Origin of the sequence: Methylobacillus methanolivorans, assembly GCF_044751345.1 — a bacterium.
GTDB classification, from domain to species: domain Bacteria; phylum Pseudomonadota; class Gammaproteobacteria; order Burkholderiales; family Methylophilaceae; genus Methylobacillus; species Methylobacillus methanolivorans.
Window position 1 is genome coordinate 794,788 of record NZ_JBIWXY010000001.1, and the last position, 20,885, is coordinate 815,672.

The 20,885-nt window shown below is 50.8% G+C and carries 20 protein-coding genes; 2 read left to right on the forward strand and 18 right to left on the reverse strand.

What is annotated here, in order from left to right; genetic code table 11:
* Positions 1–20: 20 nt before the first annotated feature.
* Together ACIKP9_RS03650 and recR are read left to right on the forward strand one after the other, a co-directional pair.
* A complete protein-coding gene (locus tag ACIKP9_RS03650) occupies positions 21–347 on the forward strand; it encodes a YbaB/EbfC family nucleoid-associated protein (protein WP_400879411.1) in 327 nt (108 codons plus the stop codon).
* Between the two features lie 18 nt (positions 348–365).
* Positions 366–965, forward strand: coding sequence for a recombination mediator RecR (gene recR, locus ACIKP9_RS03655; protein ID WP_400879413.1), 600 nt, complete (start codon positions 366–368; stop codon positions 963–965).
* Here the strand turns inward: recR and ACIKP9_RS03660 are convergent.
* The 18 genes from ACIKP9_RS03660 to ACIKP9_RS03745 all read right to left on the reverse strand — a co-directional run bounded on the left by ACIKP9_RS03660 (position 962) and on the right by ACIKP9_RS03745 (position 20,873).
* Positions 962–1,666, reverse strand: a complete 705-nt coding sequence (locus ACIKP9_RS03660; RefSeq protein ID WP_400879416.1) for an HAD family hydrolase — start codon at positions 1,664–1,666, stop codon at positions 962–964. The two genes, recR and ACIKP9_RS03660, sit on opposite strands and share 4 nt — an antisense overlap.
* Before the next feature lies 1 nt (position 1,667).
* Entirely contained in the window at positions 1,668–2,387 is a 720-nt protein-coding gene (ubiG, locus tag ACIKP9_RS03665) for a bifunctional 2-polyprenyl-6-hydroxyphenol methylase/3-demethylubiquinol 3-O-methyltransferase UbiG (protein WP_449815580.1), read from the reverse strand.
* On the reverse strand, positions 2,354–3,724 hold the full coding sequence (locus ACIKP9_RS03670; protein WP_400879418.1) for a TRZ/ATZ family hydrolase: 1,371 nt from the start codon (positions 3,722–3,724) through the stop codon (positions 2,354–2,356). The genes ubiG and ACIKP9_RS03670 overlap by 34 nt, the downstream gene beginning before the upstream one ends.
* A 57-nt stretch (positions 3,725–3,781) precedes the next feature.
* A complete protein-coding gene (locus tag ACIKP9_RS03675) occupies positions 3,782–4,876 on the reverse strand; it encodes an OmpA family protein (RefSeq protein WP_400879421.1) in 1,095 nt (364 codons plus the stop codon).
* A gap of 80 nt (positions 4,877–4,956) precedes the next feature.
* Positions 4,957–5,667 carry a (5-formylfuran-3-yl)methyl phosphate synthase gene (locus tag ACIKP9_RS03680; protein ID WP_400879424.1) on the reverse strand — a complete coding sequence of 237 codons (711 nt, stop codon included), beginning with the start codon at positions 5,665–5,667 and terminating at the stop codon, positions 4,957–4,959.
* Positions 5,664–6,239, reverse strand: coding sequence for a DUF447 domain-containing protein (locus ACIKP9_RS03685; RefSeq protein WP_400879427.1), 576 nt, complete (start codon positions 6,237–6,239; stop codon positions 5,664–5,666). Before ACIKP9_RS03685 ends, ACIKP9_RS03680 begins: the two co-directional genes overlap by 4 nt.
* The gene (locus ACIKP9_RS03690) at positions 6,236–7,756 is read right to left on the reverse strand and encodes a DUF6513 domain-containing protein (protein WP_400879429.1); all 1,521 of its coding nucleotides are present in this window, start codon (positions 7,754–7,756) and stop codon (positions 6,236–6,238) included. Before ACIKP9_RS03690 ends, ACIKP9_RS03685 begins: the two co-directional genes overlap by 4 nt.
* On the reverse strand, positions 7,732–8,280 hold the full coding sequence (locus tag ACIKP9_RS03695; RefSeq protein WP_400879432.1) for a flavoprotein: 549 nt from the start codon (positions 8,278–8,280) through the stop codon (positions 7,732–7,734). Before ACIKP9_RS03695 ends, ACIKP9_RS03690 begins: the two co-directional genes overlap by 25 nt.
* A gap of 7 nt (positions 8,281–8,287) precedes the next feature.
* Complete coding sequence (locus ACIKP9_RS03700) at positions 8,288–9,610, reverse strand: adenylosuccinate synthase (protein ID WP_400879435.1); 1,323 nt, start codon at positions 9,608–9,610, stop codon at positions 8,288–8,290.
* A 21-nt stretch (positions 9,611–9,631) separates the two neighbouring features.
* On the reverse strand, positions 9,632–10,795 hold the full coding sequence (locus ACIKP9_RS03705) for an ATP phosphoribosyltransferase regulatory subunit (RefSeq protein ID WP_400879438.1): 1,164 nt from the start codon (positions 10,793–10,795) through the stop codon (positions 9,632–9,634).
* A gap of 20 nt (positions 10,796–10,815) precedes the next feature.
* Positions 10,816–11,001, reverse strand: coding sequence for a DUF2065 domain-containing protein (locus ACIKP9_RS03710; RefSeq protein ID WP_400879441.1), 186 nt, complete (start codon positions 10,999–11,001; stop codon positions 10,816–10,818).
* A gap of 15 nt (positions 11,002–11,016) precedes the next feature.
* Entirely contained in the window at positions 11,017–11,901 is an 885-nt protein-coding gene (gene hflC / locus ACIKP9_RS03715) for a protease modulator HflC (RefSeq protein ID WP_400879444.1), read from the reverse strand.
* Positions 11,901–13,082 carry an FtsH protease activity modulator HflK gene (gene hflK / locus ACIKP9_RS03720; protein ID WP_400879447.1) on the reverse strand — a complete coding sequence of 394 codons (1,182 nt, stop codon included), beginning with the start codon at positions 13,080–13,082 and terminating at the stop codon, positions 11,901–11,903. Before hflK ends, hflC begins: the two co-directional genes overlap by 1 nt.
* Before the next feature lie 38 nt (positions 13,083–13,120).
* Positions 13,121–14,236, reverse strand: coding sequence for a GTPase HflX (gene hflX, locus ACIKP9_RS03725; protein ID WP_400879450.1), 1,116 nt, complete (start codon positions 14,234–14,236; stop codon positions 13,121–13,123).
* A gap of 22 nt (positions 14,237–14,258) precedes the next feature.
* Positions 14,259–14,504: an RNA chaperone Hfq gene (gene hfq / locus ACIKP9_RS03730; RefSeq protein WP_400879452.1), complete on the reverse strand. Its 246-nt coding sequence runs from the start codon at positions 14,502–14,504 to the stop codon at positions 14,259–14,261.
* 262 nt (positions 14,505–14,766) lie between these two features.
* Positions 14,767–16,164: a glutamate--tRNA ligase gene (gene gltX / locus ACIKP9_RS03735; RefSeq protein ID WP_400879456.1), complete on the reverse strand. Its 1,398-nt coding sequence runs from the start codon at positions 16,162–16,164 to the stop codon at positions 14,767–14,769.
* 153 nt (positions 16,165–16,317) lie between these two features.
* Positions 16,318–17,763, reverse strand: coding sequence for an efflux transporter outer membrane subunit (locus ACIKP9_RS03740; protein WP_400879458.1), 1,446 nt, complete (start codon positions 17,761–17,763; stop codon positions 16,318–16,320).
* Complete coding sequence (locus tag ACIKP9_RS03745; RefSeq protein WP_400879461.1) at positions 17,760–20,873, reverse strand: efflux RND transporter permease subunit; 3,114 nt, start codon at positions 20,871–20,873, stop codon at positions 17,760–17,762. Before ACIKP9_RS03745 ends, ACIKP9_RS03740 begins: the two co-directional genes overlap by 4 nt.
* Between the last annotated feature and the right edge of the window lie 12 nt (positions 20,874–20,885).

The window sequence follows — 20,885 nt, forward strand, 5'->3', positions numbered from 1 at the left end:
TACGTTCGGAGGAAAAACACATGATGAAAGGCGGCTTGGGCAATCTGATGAAGCAGGCCCAACAAATGCAGGAAAACATGAAACGTGCGCAGGAGGAACTGGGCAAGGTTGAAGTTGAAGGCCAATCAGCCTCAGGCCTAGTCAAGATCACCATGACCTGCCGCCATGAAGTGCGTCGCGTCAGCATTGACGATAGCCTACTGCAAGATGACAAGGAACTACTGGAAGACTTGATTGCCACCGCATTCAATGATGCGGCACGCAAGGCAGAAACCACAAGCCAGGAACGTATGAGTAGCCTCACCGCTGGCCTGCCTATTCCACCTGGCATGAAGCTACCTTTCTGATCTAGGTTTACAAGCATCATGCGTAATCCACCTGCACTGGAACAATTGGTTGAAGCCCTGCGCTGCCTACCCGGCGTAGGCCCAAAATCCGCCTTGCGTATGGCGTATTATCTGTTGCAACGGGATAGGAAAGGTGCAGGACTATTAGCCAAATCTCTAGATCAGGCCTTGCAGGTGGTGAGTCATTGCAGTCTATGCAACAACTTCAGCGAGCAAGAGATTTGCCCGCTGTGCGCCTCCCCTGCTCGCGATCATACATTGCTCTGCATCGTGGAAATGCCTAGTGATCTCATGATGCTTGAGCAAACCCAATCTTACCAAGGCATGTATTTTGTCCTGATGGGCAGGCTATCGCCCTTGGATGGCATCGGCCCTCGCGATATTCACCTGGACAAGCTACTCAAGCGCGCCCAGGACGGTGAGGTGGAAGAAGTTATTCTCGCTACCAACTATACGGTCGAAGGTGAAGCAACAGCGCATTATGTCAGCGAACTATTGCGTGCCCGTGGCATCAAGGTAAGCCGCATCGCACGCGGCTTGCCCATGGGTGGAGAAATCGAGCATGTGGATAGCGGCACCTTGGCGCAAGCCCTATTGGAGCGCCGCAACGTACGCTAGTTAGCTGGTGTTACAGAAACAGAACTGCGGCTCGCTAGCGCTTGCTGCCAGGCAACCAAGCAGGTTTCTATCTCCGGGACCTCGTGCACCACATAATCAGCACCCCATTCGAGTGGGCGGTCTGCCTGATCCAAATATCCATACAATGCAACGATAGTTGGCATACCAGCAGCCACTCCGGCCTCTATATCACGCTGGGCATCACCAACATAAATACAATCATCAGGCTGCACACCGACTTGCTCACACGCCATCAATAATGAATCAGGGTGAGGTTTGGCACGAGGCGCATCATCTGCACATATCAAGCATGCCATGCGTTGATCGAGCTTCAATGCCGCAAGCAATGGAGCGGAGAACCTCCTGGGCTTATTGGTGACCACACCCCACTGCATGCCTGCCGCTTCAATACGATGCAACAATGCATCCATCCCATCAAACAACAAGGGAGCACGTGTATGCAGCTCATCATATAAAGCCAGATACTCATCCCTCATGGCTGCAAAATTGGCATCCTCAGGCGTAATATCAAACCCTATGCCCAACAAACCCTTAGAACCATGTGAAGCGTAAGGACGGATGATTTCCTGATCTAGGAAAGGCAAGCCATGCCGCTTGCGTTGCAGGTTTAATGCTAGCCCAAGATCAGGGGCCGTATCTGCCAAAGTCCCATCTAGATCAAATAACACCACACTTGCCATACTACTTCACCGTTTGCAGGATATAGTTAACCGAAATATCGTCGTTCAATTTGTACTGTTTGGTCAGTGGGTTATATCCCATTCCTTTTGAACCCGTAACATCCAAGCCAGCAGCACGTGCCCAAGCCGCTAGTTCTGATGGTTTGATAAACTTCTCATACTCATGAGTGCCTCGCGGTAACAGATTCAGCACATACTCAGCCCCAAGTACCGCAAACAGATACGCCTTGGGATTGCGATTGATGGTAGAAAAAAACACCTTACCACCAGGCTTTACCAATTGGGCGCAAGCACGGACAATGGCTGCCGGATCCGGCACGTGCTCCAGCATTTCCATGCAGGTCACGACATCAAAGCTTTCAGGAGCCTCTAAAGCCAAGGCCTCCACTGAGATCAAGCGATAATCTACCTTTGCCCCACTTTCATACTGATGCAGTTGCGCCACTTTGAGCGCCTTCTCGCCGAGATCAATACCAGTAACCTCTGCACCACGCTCACTCATGGACTCTGACAATATCCCGCCGCCACATCCAACATCCAATACACGCTTGCCAGCCAACCCTGCATGCTCATCTATATAATTGAGACGCAAAGGGTTTATTTCGTGCAATGGCTTGAATTCACTGTTCTTGTCCCACCATTTGTGGGCCAGCTCGGCAAATTTCTGCAACTCTGCCTGGTCTACATTCATGCCAGATACTGACTCAGTTGGGTTTGCCATTCGCTACTAATCTCCTTTAATTCAGCAGGCTCCATATTGGCATAAATGCCTGCCTGCCCCTGTAACTTCTGATATTTCAATTCACCCGCTATCCAGACATGGCTCACATGCTCACGTCCCGCACTGTAGACCAAATGCGAAATGACATTAAAACAAGGTTGTAGCTCAATGGCAGCCAGATTGACTGCGACAATATCAGCACATTTCCCACGTTCCAATGAGCCAATGTCTGCCTCTTGGCCCAAAGCCTTTGCAGCATTAATGGTCGCCATGGCTAAAGCCTCTGTAGCAGAGACACTTTCCGCGTCACCACTGGCTCCTTTGGCTAGCAACGCTGCTAGGCGCATTTCCGCGAACATATCTTGGCGATTATTGCTTGCGGCCCCATCGGTGCCTATTGCTACATTTACCCCAGCATTAACAAGTGCTGTCACAGATGCAATGCCACTGGCAAGCTTGAGGTTAGAAGCGGGACAATGTGCAATATGAGCGCCATTTGTCGCGAGCGTCTTCATCTCAGCCTCCGTCAAGTGCACTCCATGTGCCGCCACTAGATTAGGGCCAAGTACGCCAAGTGCCTCTAAGCGTTGCAAGGGTCGCACGCCATATTGCTTGATGCTATCTTCAATCTCTGTACGTGTCTCATGCAAATGCGTATGGATATTCAACCCCAATTGCTCTGCATAAGTCACAATATTCTTAAACGTGCTATCGCTAACAGTATAAGGCGCATGAGGCGCAAGACTTGCCCTCAACAACTCGCTATCACGCCAATCATCCCTGGCCTGCAAACCCTTTTGCAAATAATCTTCCGCATCATGCGCATAAGCAGTTGGAAAATCCATGACCACCAAGCCAATATTGGCGCGCATACCAGATTGAGTCGCAGCCTCAGCTACCGCTTGCGGGAAGAAATACATATCACTGAAACAGGTGGTACCGCCAGCCAGCATTTCAGCACATCCAAGCAAACTCCCTTGGCGCACAAATCGCTCCGAAACGAAACGCTTTTCCACGGGCAAGATATGTTGCTGCAACCATTGCATCAGGGGGTTTTCATCAGCCAGCCCTCTCATCAGGCTCATCGCCGCATGAGTATGCAAGTTAATTAACCCAGGAATCAACACATGGTCATTTAGCACGATCACCTGTGCCAATGGATATTTGCTCTTGGATTGTTCTGACGGAAGAATGTCGAGAATGCGACCAGCTTGAACAATGACACTGTGCTGCTCGAGCACTTGCCCATGCGGTAGCACTGGTACGACCCATCGTGCCTCTAATGCAAACACATTAGATTGCTCAACGGAATATTGATGTTTTAAAGTTTGACTCATGGATGACCATATAAAAAAGCCCCGCATAGCGGGGCTTTTTCAACACTCAAGCTTTAATTATTCGCTAGCGCGTTGTACTTCGATTTCAACCACTACACGACGGTTAGGTTGCAGGCACTCAATTGCCTTCTTACCACGAACACCTGTGCACTCAACAACAGGCTCGGCTTCACCCTTACCAACAGCATGCAGACGGCTTTCTTCAATACCTTGAGAAACCAGGTACTTCTTGACAGTGTTAGCACGACGCTCGGACAGCTTTTGGTTGTAGGAGTCGTTACCAATGCGGTCAGTATGACCAGTGATCAGAACCAGCTCAACTTCTGGATGAGCCTTCATCTTTTCAACAACATCAGCATTCAGTGCAGACTTGCCTTCTTCCTTCAGGTTGTCCTTGTCGAAACCGAACAGAACTTCAGAAGAGAGAGTAACCTTCTCAAATGCTGGCTCAGCAGGGCCAACAGGTGCTGGAGCTGGCTCAGCAACTGGTTCAGGAGCTGGCTCTACAGCAGCAACTGGCTCTGGAGTTGGCTCAACTACCGGTGCTGGCTTAGGAGCGCCAAAGCGGAAGATCGCACCCAGGTTGAGGTAAGTATTGCTCAGTGTTGAAGTATTGCGGTCACCTACAACACCTGTCTCACCACGGCTCCAAACTTGACGTACGTCAGCTTGCAAACCGAAAGATTCGTTGAACAGGTATTGTGCACCGAAGCCAACATTAGCCATCCAAGAGGTCTTCTTACCACCCCAGTCAGCGCCAGTTGCAGTTTCAGTGTAATCAATTTTATTACGTGCAGCGCCCACACCAGCCAGCAAGAACGGACGGAACTTGTCACGGCTAAAGAAGTACAGTGCATCTACACCGAACAGAGTCTGGCGATATTTACCATCGCTGAACTGGGAACGGTTTTCATCAGCACGGTTGTGGCTCAAGCCGATTTGAACATCCCAGTGCTCGCTGATTTCCTTACCAAACTTCAAGAAACCACCAACACTTTGATTTTCAGCCTTGGCATCGTTGTCAGCATTCAGCACATTAACGCCTGGCAAAGCATACCAAGCACCGCTGTATGCAACGTCATCAGCACTCGCTACGGAAGTAGCAAATGCAAATGCGCTAGCAACTGCAAGACCAATCAGATTTTTTTTCATTCGATTTAACTCCTGATGACTAACGGACGACTTGACTATACTCAATGCATAAAAGCCACGCAACGATATAGTCGAGGAAATCAAGCCAGATCGGCACTTTCAACCGACTTGTTGTAATTATACAACAACACCCTTAACGCAGACACCCTGCTTTTACAGAGTTTTGCAACACGATCAAGCCCTTCGCATACCGCGCCACGAACGCCCACGTAAGATGGTTTCATTTTAACTATATTTTCAATATTTTCAATATTCAATGATCCGGCCAGGCCAGTTTGCATGCCTGCGGCTAAATGCACAAACTCTCGCAGTTCTTGTTCGCTCATATGCGCAAGCAAGCTACGCCCATCCTTGTGTGCCGTATCAAGCATCGCACCCCAAAAACCAGCCTCCCGCAGCAATGGCAGCAAGGTAAGCTGCGGAGCAATATCCGCCATAAGCACTGCAACCATTGCCAGCTTGTGTTCAGCAATTAACGGCTGCAAGGCATGAATGCACGCCATATTATCGCGCTCACTCCCAAAAAAACCGACCTTGATGATATCCACGCCTGTCATTTTCATTTGCATGACAGCCTGGCAAATCAATTCAGGTTGCATAGGCAGATCACCTGTCGTCGCACTGGTTATCCGCCTACCATCAACTGCCTCAACTGCCTGCCTGACGATTGAATGCGGCAATGCGCCTAATGCACCCTCGTGGGGATTTTTCATATCAATGATATCCGCACCGCCCTCCAAAGCCAGCAAGGCCTCTTCAGCCGAAGTTACACTGATCAGCAATTTACTCATGCTTGGTTTTCCCCTGTGATCATGGCTTTATAATTTTCAACCTTATCGACCAGCCACTGCCAAGCCTCTAACTCACGCTCCCCCGCGGTCTTCTCAATCGCAATTTTCAGGTAATTAAGCTCGGTCTCGATTTTATCTAGCGGAAGCATATGCAAACGACTGACCAGCACAGCCAATTCGATCACTGCTGCTTGTGCGCGGTTGAAACCACGAAATGGGGCATGCATTTCTTCGTACACAACCCGGAAATAAAGCTCAGGCCGAACCTGGTCTTCCTTCACCTCAACCAGTGCCAACTCTCGATGCGTCAATGCTGAACTCAGCACCACGCCATCAATCTTGCTGGCTTTGGTTAACGGCCAATCACGATGTCCAGATAAACTACCAGCGAACACGCGTACATCATCCGTAAAATTAAGCACCGCATGGCGGGTCGACAATAGATTATCCAACGTCACTGAAGGGCGAAATGGGGCAATCAATATCAAGCCATCACGCTCCCTCACACCAAAAGGTGCAATGTGGGGAACACCTTCCAGGCTTAATGTAGTCAATATGCTTTCGTAAATCATGCGTCTGGCATCTTTCTGGTGCTACGCGGCCCGCAGGTCACATCCTCGACAGGCGGCTCGATATTAGTAGGCTCTTTTTCAATACGGCGAGGGCCACACGTCGCGTCTGTATTATTGTGCTCGGCCCGCTTCTCTTTTTTATCCTTTAGTGCCGCATCCCGGTGTTCTACCCTACCCTCAGGGTCTTTCGCCAATGTGGCACATCCCCACTCTAGTTCTTCATCCTGGCTATAACGCTTCTTTAACTGCCAAGCAATTTGCGCGCGCGCCAACTCAACCCCAAGATAGAAAGCATGCGACCCATCCTGATCTACATTGAGGTAAGGATATAACCTGAAAGGATCAGTCTCACAATGAATGCCATCGCGATTGAACACATGCATGCCGTCTTTGCTGATAATGATACGGAAGCTAGGATCCTTGATCTGGCTTGCCAACTCTTCCACTTCTTCAGGCGTATAGGTAAAAGGCCTCCGGTCATGCAGCCCCAACAAACCATTACTGTAGTCACGGGGTAAACGGTTTTCTTCGCGTGCGGCATACATGACGCGACGTGCCACATCAGCTTCGGCAACAGCAAACGTGGCATGGGCACTTACTGAGGTGGCGAGTACAGCATTGATCTTGAGCTCAGTAATCATGCCAAACAACATCGCATTAATGCCGGTAGTATCAGCGTCAGTCAACTCAGTCAGATTGCCCACGCCCATCATGATCTCGATATCTGGATAGCGCTTTCTCAGGCGCTGATAGCGCACGATAGAGTCAGTAAAGCCAAACGGAATAGGGTCTAGGATAGCATCGGCAATGAATGGCTTTTCACGTTTCAACATGCCTTCAATCGCACGATATAAAGATCTAGGATTGGTGGGAGTGGTAGGAATCAGGATAGGGGTAGATTCAACCTCATCGGCAATCCACAAGGTTTTTTCTGTCAGGCTTAATAGATAATCGGCACCTGCCCTGCCCGCCAACAGTAAATCATCTGTATTTAAGGAGTCTACGCTAACCTTGAAGCCCTCCTGCTTCAAGGCCTGTATTGAGTCCTTAAGGTGAGGAAAAGGTGTATTGGGCAAACACCCCAGATCCACCACATCTGCACCTTGCCGACGAAACTCCTGCGCACGCGCAACCACGCCTTCTACAGAAAGCTGTGGTGCCTCTACAATCTCGGCAAAAATCTTGACGTCATACATGGATAAATCTGCCTGACGGCCTCCACGACCAAAAAACTGCGGCAAATCCTTGAGGTCTTCCGGCCCACGCTGGACTGGCACACCATACTTTTCTTCCAGTGGTGCCAAATCACCACGACACAAGCCTGGCACAATGATCCGATCTGCATCGCCAGCATCTGGCAACCTGCGCATAATCAGTTGCGGCGTCAGCAATGCCGCCACTGAAACCCCAAGCTGGGCAACTCTATAATTGAATTCCGTCGGCTGCATATCTGCCAGCACTTTGTGCAGGCTTTTTTCCGCAAGCTTTCCGGTCAGGAAGAGGAGGTTTTCAGACATGCGAGTCTGGCCTGGATCGCGGCCTGCAATTGCTGCATATCACTGACTACCGTGGTGTCTTCAAATGTTTGAAGTCTTTCGATATTCTCTAGGTCCACCCTACGCGGATATACCTTGACCATATTGTCGCGAGGCGCCTCAGACTCAATCTCAGGCGCTGTATCACAGGCGAATACAATGCTGGGTACGCCACATTTTCCAGCTTGGGCATAGACGTTGGTCACTAAGGTATCAGAGATGCCGCATACCATCTTGGCAATGGTATTGGAGGTTGCGGGCGCGATGACGACCGTGTGATAGTTGCCGTAATAAAACATCTCGACTGGCACAGCACTTGCCGTTTTATCCTGAAACACCTTGGCAACCTGATGTCGGTAGCCATACTGCTGGAGCACTTCCGCCCCTGCGCGGCTCAGGAACAAATCCACATCTTCTAGGCCGTCAATAATTTCAATGCATTCACGGAGGTAATGACCGGAGCCAGTAATAGCCCAGGCCAGCCTTGGTTTTTCTACTGTTTTCACGCTAACCTTACACGCCGAAAGGATGGCGCAATACGATAGTCTCATCGCGTTCAGGGCCTGTGGAGACAATATCCACAGGCACTTCACACAATGCTTCCAAACGCTTCAGGTAGTTACGGGCATTCTGCGGCAAGTCTTCCCAGCGGCTAACACCGAAAGTATTTTCATCCCAGCCTGGCAAGGTTTCATAAACAGGCTTACAGCGAGCGACATCATCAGCCCCAACCGGCAGCAAATCAACAGGCTTGCCATCCAGCTCATAGCCGGTACAGATATTGAGCTCCTTGATACCATCCAACACGTCCAGCTTGGTGATACACAAACCGGTCAAGCCGTTGATGCGGGCAGAACGACGCAATGCAGCCGCATCAAACCAGCCACAACGACGCTTACGCTTGGTCACTGTGCCGATTTCACGACCCTTGTCAGACATCTGGAACCCGGGAGTATCCTCAGTTTCGATATCCAGCTCACTAGGGAAAGGCCCACCGCCAACACGTGTGGTATAGGCCTTGGTAATCCCAAGGACGTAATGCAGCATGCTGGGGCCAACACCTGTACCTGCGGCAGCCTGACCAGAGATACAGTTGGAGGAAGTGACATAAGGGTATGTACCATGGTCAACATCAAGCAATGTCCCTTGCGCACCTTCAAACAGGAGGTTTTGACCAGCCTTGTTTGCATCATAAAGTGCAGCAGAAATATCCGTGACCAATGGTTGAAGCAATGCTGCCTTGGATAAGGCGCTGTCCAGTTGTTGCTGGAAATCTACCGCTTCCGCATTCAGGTATTTGGTCAGAACGAAGTTGTGATAATCCAGCACTTCGCGCAGCTTTTCTGCAAATCGCTCTGGATAGAACAAATCATAGACACGCAATGCACGACGCGCCACCTTGTCTTCATAGGTTGGGCCAATGCCCTTGCCTGTCGTGCCGATCTTGCGGCCTGGCTCACGCGCTGCTTCACGCGCCTTGTCCAGACGCACGTGATAATCCAGAATCAATGGGCAACCTGGGCTTACTTTCAAGCGGTTGCGCACTTCCAGACCAGCCTTTTCCAGGCCATCGATTTCGAACAAAAGGTGGCTTGCATCCAGCACCACGCCGTTACCGATATAGCAATTGACGCCTTCGCGCACAATACCGGAAGGAACCAAATTCAGTTTATATTCCTTCTGGGAGGCACCTTGACCGATCACCAGGGTATGACCAGCGTTATGACCACCTTGAAAACGCACAACACCTTGTGCATGGTCAGTCAACCAGTCAACGATCTTACCTTTACCCTCATCGCCCCACTGGGTACCGATAACAACGACGTTCTTGCTCATGAATAGATCCAATAGATAGATTTATAACGCGGGAGCGGCCACTACAACCCACTCTCCATTTTGCTGCACCAGGATGCGATCGCAACCCAGCTCCGCACGATAAGACTCTTGCCCAGGCAATTCCTGAATCACCACTTGCCCTTGAGAGCGCAGGTGCTCAACCACCAAGCTCAATGAAACATCGGCAACGGCAGGTGCAAAAATCGCAGCAGCCACTTCAGCGGCTGGCAAGGAACTCACTACGCCACGCAAGTCGAGGCTGAAGCCAGTGGCTGGTCGGGCGCGCCCAAAAATTGCGCCCACTTCATCGTAGCGACCGCCCCTAGCCAATGGCCCTGCATATCCTTGCGCATAAGCAGCGAAGACGATACCACTGTGATAATGATAACCACGCAACTCTGCCAGGTCGAAGCAGACCTTCACATCAAGATCTGCCAAACCTGTACCAACTGACTTGAGATCACGTAGTGCCTGCTGAATGGCTTCAATCTTTGGCAAGCACTTGGCTGCCTCTTCAAGCACGCTGACATCACCGTTCAATTCAGTCAGGCTGGACAATGCCGCTAATGTTTCCTGGTTTAAATTCTTGCCCAGTTCACGTACTGCCGACTGATCCTTGCTTTGCAAGGCAGCATAGAGCTCTTGCTCCTGCTCCTCAGCAACGCCAGCATGCTCCAGCAAACTAGCAAAGATACCGACATGGCTCACGTCTATATATAAAGTGCTCAAGCCAACCGCATGCAGGGCTTTGATCATCAGGCGCTGGATTTCGATATCACTCTCAACGCCTGCATGACCATATAGCTCTGCGCCTACATGCAAAGGCTCACGACTACGCGCAAGGCCATCCGGCGCAGTGCGCAACACGCTACCGGCATAACATAAGCGTGTCACACCTTGGTTATTCAACATGTGGGCATCAATACGCGCAGTTTGCGGTGTCATGTCTGCACGGATACCCATGAGCTTTCCGGTCAGTTGATCAACTACCTTGAAAGTCGCAATATCCAGATCATGGCCAATACCAGTCGTCAGTGATTCCATGTATTCCATCATGGGTGGAATCACATACTGATAACCATGAACCTTGAACAAATCCAGCAAGCTGCGACGCAATTGCTCTACGCGCGCAGCCTCGGCTGGGAGTACATCTTCGATGTATTCGGGAAGTAACCAGTTACGCATTTTCTATGAGATTTTAAGAGTTAGTGCACAAAGAGCACTATCAACAAGCCTGCCAGCATGGATGCCAGCCCGACGAAACGTAACTGCCCATCCTTCATTTCCACCATCCGTTGAAATGTCTGCCTCCAGGCCTGGGGAGCAACTAAAGGCAACACGCCTTCAATTACCAACACCAAACCAAAGGCAAGCAACAGACTGGAAATCAAGATGGGCGTTCCTGCTTATTTGGCTGCACTACCAGCGCGACCAGAATTGCGCATGTATTTAAAGAAGTCAGAGCTAGGGTCAAGTACCATGACATCACTCTTGCTCTTGAAGCTATTACGATAGGCATCAAGACTACGATAGAAGGCATAGAACTCAGGGTTCTTGCTGTAAGCCTGGGAATAAATTTCCGCAGCCTTGGCATCACCTTCACCCTTGGTCTTCTGAGCCTCACTGAACGCTTCGGCGATGATCACTTCACGCTGCTTATCGGCATCGGCACGAATCTTTTCAGCTTCTCCAGCACCCTTGGAGCGCAGCTCATTGGCGACTCGCTTACGCTCGGCTTCCATACGCTGGTACACAGATTCACTCACTTCTTGCGGCAGGTCTACACGGCGCAAACGCACATCCAGCACCTGTATACCCATCTGGCGTGAATCACGGTCTGCACGCTGGCGCAGGATTTCCATGATTTTGCTACGCTCACCAGACACAACCTCGTGAATAGTGCGTTTACCAAACTCGGCGCGCAAACCATCATTAACTGTCTGAGACAAGCGGCGCTCCGCCTGCAACTCGTCACCCTTCACTGAAACATAATATTTCGCCGGGTCAACGATACGCCACTTGATGAAGGAGTCGACCAACACGTTCTTCTTCTCGCTGGTCAAGAAGCGATCAGGCTCCACCCAGTTCAATGTGAGAATACGCTTGTCGAAATAACGTACGTTATCTACCAAGGGTACCTTGAAGTAAAGGCCTGGTTCTTTCTTCACCGAAACGATTTCACCCAGGCGGAATACCAGGGCATATTCGCGTTGATCTACACTAAACGCAGATAGACTCAGCAACAGCAAAGCTGCAATCAAGCCTAAGAGCACTGTTCCCAGATTACGCATTATCGGCTCTCCCTGTCTCGACTACGGAACGAGTCGCGTGAACGCTGAATATTGGCCTCAAGTTCAGGCGTAGTGCTTGGCACTACTGGCTGTACGGTAGCACTACCTGCTGGGCTAGCTCCCGAGGCTGAAAGTAGCTTATCCAGAGGCAAATACAGCAAACTGTTGTTACCGTTACCCTTCTGATCAACGACCACCTTGCTGACGCTAGACATAATCTGCTCTTGTGCATCTAGGTATAAACGCTGACGCGTCACCTCAGGAGCACGTTGATACTGTGCCAGCACCTGCTCAAAGCGGCTGGCATTACCCTTCGCTTCATTTTCTACACGCAGCTTGTAACCCGCGGCCTCTTCCAACAAGCGCGAAGCAGTACCACGAGCACGTGGAATCACGTCATTGGCGTAGGCATAACCTTCGTTCTTTTGACGCTCAAGATCCTGCCCTGCCTTCACGGCATCATCAAATGCTGCCTGCACTTGCTCTGGCGGCTGGGCATTCTGCATGGTGACATTGACAACATTTACACCGGTGGAATAACGGTCCAGAATTTCCTGCATCAATTGCTTGGCCAATACCGCAATTTCCTCACGACCTTCATAGAGCGCAAAGTCCATCTTGCTCTTGCCGACTATCTCACGAATCGCGGTTTCTGCAATGCCTCTTACGGACTCTTCCGCGAAGCGATTGTTAAACAAGGCTTCTTCAACATTCTTCAAGTTGTATTGCACGGCGAATTGCAGGTCGATGATATTTTCATCATCGGTCAGCATCAGGGACTCTCGAAGCTCACGACCACGACCAGCACCGCCCTCTGCGGAGCGATACCCCACTTCAATGGTGCGCACCTGCTCCATATTTACCACGGTCACACTTTCCACTGGATAAGGCAAATGCCAGCGGGGGCCAGGCATAGTGGTTTCGACATGCTTGCCAAAACGCAACACGACGCCACGAGAACCCTGGTCAACGATATAGAAGCCAGTGGCAAACCAAATGACAGCAATCAGTCCCAATACAGGCAATACAGGGATCGCCCTAGACTCAGGAGCCGGGCCGCCGCCATCATTACCACTCTTGCCGAACAAGCCATTCAGCTTCCTGCTGAACTGTCGGAATACTTCATCCAAATCGGGCGGACCATCGTTGTTACGATTGCCCCAACCGGGATCGTTAGCCATGCATCACTCCGAAAAAATCAAAAAATTATGCGATTAGATTAGGATAGCGCCAGCTTTTCTTGCAAGCCTTGCTGATGTTCAAGCAAAACTTGGCGCAAAAGATCAAGCCCCTCGCCTGTCTTGGCAGAAACTCGCACTTTCGAGATTCTACCATACTCGTCGCGATCAAGCCCTGACGGGATGCCGACACGATCAATCTGATTCAGCACCAACACCTGCGGAACATCCTGGGCACCAATTTCAGAAAGTACCAAATTGACTTGCTCAATTTGATCATCACGACTATCACTCGCCACATCAACAACATGTAACAGCAAGTCAGCCTGCACGGCCTCCTCCAATGTTGCACCAAAAGCTTCGACCAAGGCGTGCGGCAAATGCTTGATAAAACCAACGGTGTCTGACATGACGACAGGCCCGCCATCGGGAATGTAAAGCTTGCGCGACGTGGTATCGAGGGTTGCGAACAATTGATCAGCCGCATAGACACCAGACTGGGTCAAGCGATTGAACAAGGTAGACTTACCAGCATTGGTATACCCGACCAGCGAGACAGACAACACCAGGGAACGGCGACGTGCACGGCGCTGCATGCCACGTTGCAGCTTGAGCTTAGCCAACTTCTCCCGCAACTGCTTCACGCGTATACGCAGCATCCGCCTATCCAGCTCAAGCTGGGTTTCGCCTGGACCACCACGAACACCGATACCACCTTTTTGACGCTCAAGGTGAGTCCACCCACGCACTAGGCGTGTAGACAAATGCTCCAGCTGGGCAAGCTCCACTTGCAGCTTGCCTTCATGGCTTTGTGCCCGCTGTGCAAAAATATCGAGAATCAGACCAGTACGATCTATGACACGCGCCTCAAGCAAGCGCTCAAGATTTCGTTGCTGAGAGGGACTTAAATCGTGGTTGAACACAGCGACCTTGGCATCCGCCGCCTGCATCGTCGCAAGCAACTCTTCCGCCTTGCCACTGCCTACGAAAAATTTTGGATCAGGCTTGGGACGGCGACCTTCCACCGTCCCGACGATCATCATACCTGCACTGATTACTAGCTGCCGTAACTCCTGCAGGCTTTCCTCGTATCCAGGATCACCTACATCCACGCTTACCAGTACGGCAGCATCTCCACCGACTGGCCGATCAAACATAAGAACAAATATTTAGCAAAAATTAACCTTCAGCAGAGGCAGCTGGCCCATGGGGAATGGATACAGCACGACCTGGAACAATGGTTGAAATGGCATGCTTGTAGACCATTTGAGTGACTGTATTCTTGAGCAGGATGACATACTGATCAAAAGAATCGACTTGTCCTTGCAATTTGATTCCATTCACCAAATAGATAGAAACTGGCACGTGCTCCTTGCGCAACGTGTTCAGGAAGGGGTCTTGTAACATCTGCCCTTTAACGCTCATTTTGATGCTCCTTTACCTTTGTAGTTGTATATATAGGGAGTTTTATTCTTAAAAGCCACTTTACGTGAAAAACTTTCCCCAAGCTAGCGCTTGCCACCGATAACCAGCAATTCCTTAGTTACTCAATCTTTAGTGGGGCCTGCAAGCTGAAAAACAAGTGCTCGTTACCTCTTCTATTCAGACAAAGCACATCAGCCTGCTCTTAGGACTACACAGAGCGCAAATTGTTCTGCCTCTTTACAGGCTTTTTCTCACCCAGTCACTATGCTTGCAAAACCGCTTGCATCCGTGCCAAACCCACCTCTTTACCCAAAAGAGCCATCACAGCATCAATGCTAGGCGACTGCGCGCCGCCAGTCAGCATAACGCGCAAAGGCATGGCCACCTTGGGAAACTTGAGCCCATGACTTGTCACAGCGGACTCAATTGCCGCATGCAAGGCTTCTTGCGTCCAATCCAAGGTCTTCAGCTCGTCAAATAAAGCTTGCATGACAGGCAAAATTTCAGGCGTAACATGCTTCTCTAATGCTGCTGCATCAACCTGCGGCATCTGGTAGAAGTAGGCAATACTGCTGGCAAGTTGATTGAGCGTGTTCGCACGATCCCGGTACAACGCAATCACAGCCTGCAAATCCACACCACCATCAACGGCAACCCCAGCAATGGTAAGTCGTTCGGCAATATCTACAGCCAAGCGCTGCAAATCAGCCTGCTTGATATAGTGCGCATTCAGCCAGTTCAGTTTTTCCGTATTAAACTTGGCTGCCGAAGGCGTGACATGATCCAGACCAAACCACTCACAGAATTGATCCATGCTGAATATCTCATCATCGCCATGCGACCAACCCAGGCGGGCGAGATAATTCAACACAGCCTCAGGCAAATAGCCCTCTTCATGATATTGCATCACACTCACAGCGCCATGGCGCTTGGATAGCTTCTGTCCATCATCACCCAGAATCATGGAAAGGTGGGCATATTGAGGAATGCTAGCGCCAAGGGCCTGCAACAGATTAATCTGGCGTGGCGTGTTGTTGACGTGGTCATCTCCGCGTATGACCTGCGTAATCCCCATCTCCCAATCATCGACAACAACGCAGAAATTATACGTCGGCGTACCATCGGCCCGGGCAATGATCAAGTCATCCAATTCTTCATTAGAGATACTGATCTGCCCCTTGACCAGGTCATCCCAGACTACATTGCCCGTCAGTGGATTCTTGAAGCGCACCACCGGAGGAACGTCAGCAGGCACCGCTGGCAACACCTTGCCTGGCTCGGGCCTCCAGCGACCATCGTAACGTGGCTTTTTACCCTCCTGCATCTGCTGCTCACGCATTGCATCCAGATCTTCCCGGCTGCAATAGCAGTAATAAGCGCTGCCTTCATCCAGCAACTTCTGGATTACTTCCTTGTAACGCTCCATGCGCTGCATCTGGTAGAAAGGGCCTTCATCCCAGCTCAATCCCAGCCAGTTCATGCCATCGAGGATCGCTTGCACAGCTTCAGGTGTCGAACGCGCCACGTCTGTATCTTCGATCCGCAAAACAAACTGCCCAGCATGCTTACGGGCATAGGCCCATGAAAACAAGGCGGTACGGGCACCACCAATATGTAAAAATCCAGTGGGGCTAGGAGCAAAACGGGTACGAACAGTCATGGGGGAAATCACAATGGATATAAACAGGCAATTTTACCATGGCACCGCCAGAGGCGGGATTGATGAATGACAAGACTGGCGCATAAAAGAAAACCGAGGCAAGCCCGGTTTTCTTTTATATTGAGCTTTAAACGCTAGCAGACATCAGTGCTTTCATTTACTTGCCTGCTTTTCAGGTTGATCATACTGAGCAGTTTTCCATCCACCACCCAATGCCTTGAAAAGATCCACGGTTGCCGTCAACCTGGATTGGCGGCTCTGGATAAAAGCTAATGCAGCATCGTTATAGACTCGTTGTGAATCAAGCACATCAAGATAAGCAGAATAACCTGATTTATAACGATTTTCTGACACCTGTAATGCCTTCTTTGCTGCCTCCTGGCTAATATTCAGGGCATCTTCACGCTCTCGGCTCTGGCGCACCGTGACCAGGGCATCGTTTACCTCCCTGAATGCGGCTTGGATAGAGCTTTGATAGCTGACCAAAGCCTGCTTTTGCCTTGCCGTTGCCTGATCAACCCGGGCGGACAATCTGCCAGCGTTAAAAATGGGCAAACTCAAGCCCAGGCCGGCAGACCAGATACGCGATGGTGCGTGCATGATTTCATTCAAGGCTGCGCTTTCACCACCATAAGTTGCTGTCAGGCTGATGGTTGGGAACAAAGCCGCCTTGGCAACACCAATCTGAGCATTCTCAGAAATCAAGGTTTGCTCGGCTTGCCGGATATCAGGTCGCGCTTCCAACAAGCTGGAAGGCAAATTTGCTGGTGGCACGGGAGGTGCTGGTAATTGATGTATATCACCACCTGCCGGCACCTTGAGCTCAAGATCACCAGTCAGCACAGCCAACTGGTGCTGCACAATTTCGCGCTGACGCACTAGATCTGCAATCTGCGCCACCAAGTTGGAATTGGCAACATCCGCCTGGTGCACATCAAGAATGGATGCCACGCCGCCTTCCAACCTGCGCTTGGTCAACGCCAGGCTTTCCTCACGGCTTTTCAGACTGTCCCGAGACACGGCAATCTGCGCTTCCAGACTGCGCAATAAGAGATAATTGCTGGCGACCAGTCCTGATAGTGACAAGCTGACCGTGTCCTTGGCAAAGTAAGTACCCAAGGCCTGGGCACGTGCCGCTTCACGTGCACGGCGTAATCTGCCCCAGAAATCCAACTCGAAATTGGTTCCCAATTGCAAGTTATAGTTTTCGCGCAGAGCTGGTACATGAGACGGCAGCGGGAAAGCTCCAGTTTGCGTCACTTTCTGGCGTACACCGTTTCCACTCAGGGTCACCTCAGGAAACAGGGCAGCCCCTGCCTCACGCATCGCAGCATCAGCCTCTTCGATGCGCGCGACCGCCTTGGCAATATCCAGGTTATCGGCAAAAGCCTTATCCATTAACCCATTCAGCACTGGATCCTGGAAAGTTTCCCACCATTTATCCAGATTTAATGCCGCCTGCCCCTCTGCCTGCGTAGCTTCAGCAACATTAAAATGCGCTGGCAGCTTCGTCTCAGGCCGATGGTAATCTGGCCCGACCATGCACCCAGACAAGGCCAATGCTACAGCAGCATAAATTAAGTTATGACGCATCATCATGCTGTTTCCTTTTGATCATCGTGATGCACATGGCTGCTGGTCTTCCCAGACAACCAGGTAAAGAACATCGGGATAAAGATGGTGGCAATAAAAGTAGCCAGCAACATGCCACCAAACACGCCTGTACCCATGGAACGACGGGCAGCAGCGCCTGCCCCTGTTGCAATCACCAAGGGAACAATCCCCAATACAAATGCCATGGACGTCATGACAATTGGACGGAAGCGCAAGCGTGCGGCTTCAATCGCAGCCTGCTTGATTGGCAAGCCCTCTTCCAGCTTCTGGCTCGCAAACTCAACGATCAGAATGGCGTTTTTCGCTGCCAACCCCACCAATGTCACCAACCCAATCTGGAAATAAATATCATTGGGCATGCCACGGAACATCACAGCCAACAAAGCACCGACCAAGGCAAATGGTACTGCCATGATGACAGCCAAAGGCAAGGCCCAGGTTTCAAACTGTGCAGCCAGAATCAGGAATACCATGATGATGGCAAAGCTGAAGGCAAAGATCGCGGCATTGCCAGTGAGCTTTTCCTGGTAAGCCTGGCTAGTCCACGACAGCTGATAGCCATCTGGCAAGGTCTGCTTGGCGACCTGCTCAATCAACTTGATCGCATCGCCTGAGCTGACACCATAAGCACCGCCGCCCATCACCTTGGCAGCCAACAAGCCTTGGTAACGCTCCAACTGCTCGGCACCAATCACTTCTTGCACCTTACTCAAGGCTGACATAGGGATCATTTCACCCCCTGCTGAGCGCACGTAAACCCGGCCAATATCTTCTGGCTTCATGCGATAGGCTGGCTCCGCCTGCAATTGCACACGATAAGTACGCCCAGAGCGATTGAAGTCATTGACATACAAAGTACCCATAGTGCTTTGCAAAGTCGCATAAACATCAGCAATCGGCACACCGAGAGACAAAGCCTTGGCCTCATCCACTTCAATCAACAGTTGTGGCACGGTCGGGCGGAAGAAAGTATTGATACCAGCCAGACGCGGCTCTTTGCGCAAGGCATCAATAAAACTATTGACCACTTCGGCAAGATGTTGCGGATTAGTATCTTCACGACTCTGCACGTACATTTCCATGCTACCGGAGCTACCCAGACCACGAATGGCTGGAGGATTGAACGCAATGGCCATGCCGTCAGGCTGCATCATGCCGATGCCGAACAAGCGTTGCACAATCTGCTCGGCAGTCGTCGTGCGCTCATCCCAATCTTTCAACCGCACAAACATCGTCGCTGCACTCGTCTTATTGCCACCACCAATCAGGTCAAAACCATTGATGACGAACTGGCTGGCGACTGCGGGATCTTCGGCGATGGTCTTGCGCACACTCTCCATCGTGTTGCTGGTACGTGTCAGGCTTGCACCATCAGGCATGATCGCGGCTGTTACCACATAGCCTTGATCCTCTGGTGGCACAAAGCTGGTTGGCACGACACGGAACAAGTAAATCCCGGCAGCAATAATGCCAGCAAACACCAGCGCGCCTATGATACGGTGCCTCAAGGTTAAGCCAACGACAGCAGTATAGAAGTTGGTCAACTTATCAAAGCCACGGTTAAATGGTTTGAAGAACTTGGATTCGCCATGGACATGCTTGAGCAGGATGGCACAAAGCGCTGGCGTCAATGTCAACGCAACCACACCAGAAATCACAACCGCCACCGCGACAGTCACGGCAAACTGGCGATACAACTCACCGGCAATACCGCCCATGAACGCAACTGGGATAAATACAGCGCACAGCACCAGCACAATCGCTACCACGGCACTGGATACCTGCTCCATCGACTTAATCGCAGCATTCAATGGCGAGAGTTTTTCCTGGCTCATCAGGCGCTCGACATTTTCCAGTACAACAATCGCATCATCAACCACGATACCGATCGCCAGTACCATGGCAAACAAGGTCAGGGTATTGATAGAAAAACCAAACAGCCACAACCCTGCAAATGTACCAACCAAGGAAATAGGCACCGCAATAATCGGAATCAAAGTAGCGCGCCAGCTTTGCAGGAACACAAATACCACCAGCACGACCAACACCATAGCTTCAGCCAAGGTGTGCACTACTTCGCCAATCGAAGCCTTGACGAAATCGCTGGTGTCATAAGGGATGCGGTAATCAATATCCTCAGGGAAACGCTGCTTCAATTCCTCCATCTTGGCCTTGATTGCTTCAGCAGTCTCCAGCGCATTGGCTCCCGTTTGCAGGAATACCGGAATGCCCACACCAGGCTGACCTTGCAGGGTCGTACGGATATTGTAGTTCTGCGCACCCAGCTCGATTCTAGCCACATCCTTGAGATATAGCACACCGCGCGGACCATTGGCCTTGACGATAATATTGGCAAACTGTTCAGGATCGATCAAACGTCCTTTTGCCGTGACCGTGTAAACAATTTGCTGATCATCCGGCGCTGGGTCCTGCCCTATGCGGCCAGCGGCATACTGCGCATTCTGCGCTGCAATGGCCGCCGCAATATCACTGGTAGTCACACCGAGCTGAGCCATGCGGTCTGGACGCAACCAGACACGCATGGAGTAATCCTGGGTACCAAACACTGTCGCATCACCCACACCCTTGATACGCTTGAGCTCATCCAGCACATTCAGCGTAACGTAGTTACTGAGATAAAGCGGATCATAGGTCTTGTTAGGTGAAACCAGCATCAATGCCATCAAAATGTCATTAGAGCGCTTCTGCACAATCAAGCCTGTACGGCGTACATCTTCAGGCAATCGTGGCGTCGCAATATTGACGCGGTTACTGACGTTGAAAGTCGCTTGATTGACATCAGTACCAGTCTCAAATGTGACGGTAATTGTCAATGTGCCACTAGAGTCAGCACTGGATTGGTAGTACAGCAAGCCTTCCACACCGCTCAACTGTTCTTCAATCGGCGCTGCAACTGTCTTGGCCAGCGTTTCAGCACTGGCTCCAGGATAAGTTGCCGTCACAATGACTGTCGGCGGCGCAATTTGTGGATATTGTGCAATTGGCAACTGGAAAGCCGCAGCTAACCCAGCCAGCACAATAATGATCGATACAACCGATGCAAAAATCGGCCTCGTGATAAAAAATCTCGTCATGATTGTTCTCGC

Bases quoted from the DNA above. Each gene is read 5' to 3' on its own strand.
- ACIKP9_RS03685 (WP_400879427.1), bottom strand. From the start codon at position 6,239: ATGATTTACGAAAGCATATTGACTACATTAAGCCTGGAAGGTGTTCCC.
- ACIKP9_RS03700 (WP_400879435.1), bottom strand. From the start codon at position 9,610: ATGAGCAAGAACGTCGTTGTTATCGGTACCCAGTGGGGCGATGAGGGT.
- ACIKP9_RS03675 (WP_400879421.1), bottom strand. From the start codon at position 4,876: ATGAAAAAAAATCTGATTGGTCTTGCAGTTGCTAGCGCATTTGCATTT.
- hfq (WP_400879452.1), bottom strand. From the start codon at position 14,504: ATGAGCGTTAAAGGGCAGATGTTACAAGACCCCTTCCTGAACACGTTG.
- ACIKP9_RS03690 (WP_400879429.1), bottom strand. From the start codon at position 7,756: ATGTCTGAAAACCTCCTCTTCCTGACCGGAAAGCTTGCGGAAAAAAGC.
- hflC (WP_400879444.1), bottom strand. From the start codon at position 11,901: ATGCGTAATCTGGGAACAGTGCTCTTAGGCTTGATTGCAGCTTTGCTG.
- ACIKP9_RS03660 (WP_400879416.1), bottom strand. From the start codon at position 1,666: ATGGCAAGTGTGGTGTTATTTGATCTAGATGGGACTTTGGCAGATACG.
- ACIKP9_RS03680 (WP_400879424.1), bottom strand. From the start codon at position 5,667: ATGAGTAAATTGCTGATCAGTGTAACTTCGGCTGAAGAGGCCTTGCTG.
- ACIKP9_RS03670 (WP_400879418.1), bottom strand. From the start codon at position 3,724: ATGAGTCAAACTTTAAAACATCAATATTCCGTTGAGCAATCTAATGTG.
- ACIKP9_RS03650 (WP_400879411.1), top strand. From the start codon at position 21: ATGATGAAAGGCGGCTTGGGCAATCTGATGAAGCAGGCCCAACAAATG.
- hflX (WP_400879450.1), bottom strand. From the start codon at position 14,236: ATGTTTGATCGGCCAGTCGGTGGAGATGCTGCCGTACTGGTAAGCGTG.
- ACIKP9_RS03745 (WP_400879461.1), bottom strand. From the start codon at position 20,873: ATGACGAGATTTTTTATCACGAGGCCGATTTTTGCATCGGTTGTATCG.
- recR (WP_400879413.1), top strand. From the start codon at position 366: ATGCGTAATCCACCTGCACTGGAACAATTGGTTGAAGCCCTGCGCTGC.
- hflK (WP_400879447.1), bottom strand. From the start codon at position 13,082: ATGGCTAACGATCCCGGTTGGGGCAATCGTAACAACGATGGTCCGCCC.
- gltX (WP_400879456.1), bottom strand. From the start codon at position 16,164: ATGACTGTTCGTACCCGTTTTGCTCCTAGCCCCACTGGATTTTTACAT.
- ubiG (WP_449815580.1), bottom strand. From the start codon at position 2,387: ATGGCAAACCCAACTGAGTCAGTATCTGGCATGAATGTAGACCAGGCA.
- ACIKP9_RS03705 (WP_400879438.1), bottom strand. From the start codon at position 10,795: ATGCGTAACTGGTTACTTCCCGAATACATCGAAGATGTACTCCCAGCC.
- ACIKP9_RS03740 (WP_400879458.1), bottom strand. From the start codon at position 17,763: ATGATGATGCGTCATAACTTAATTTATGCTGCTGTAGCATTGGCCTTG.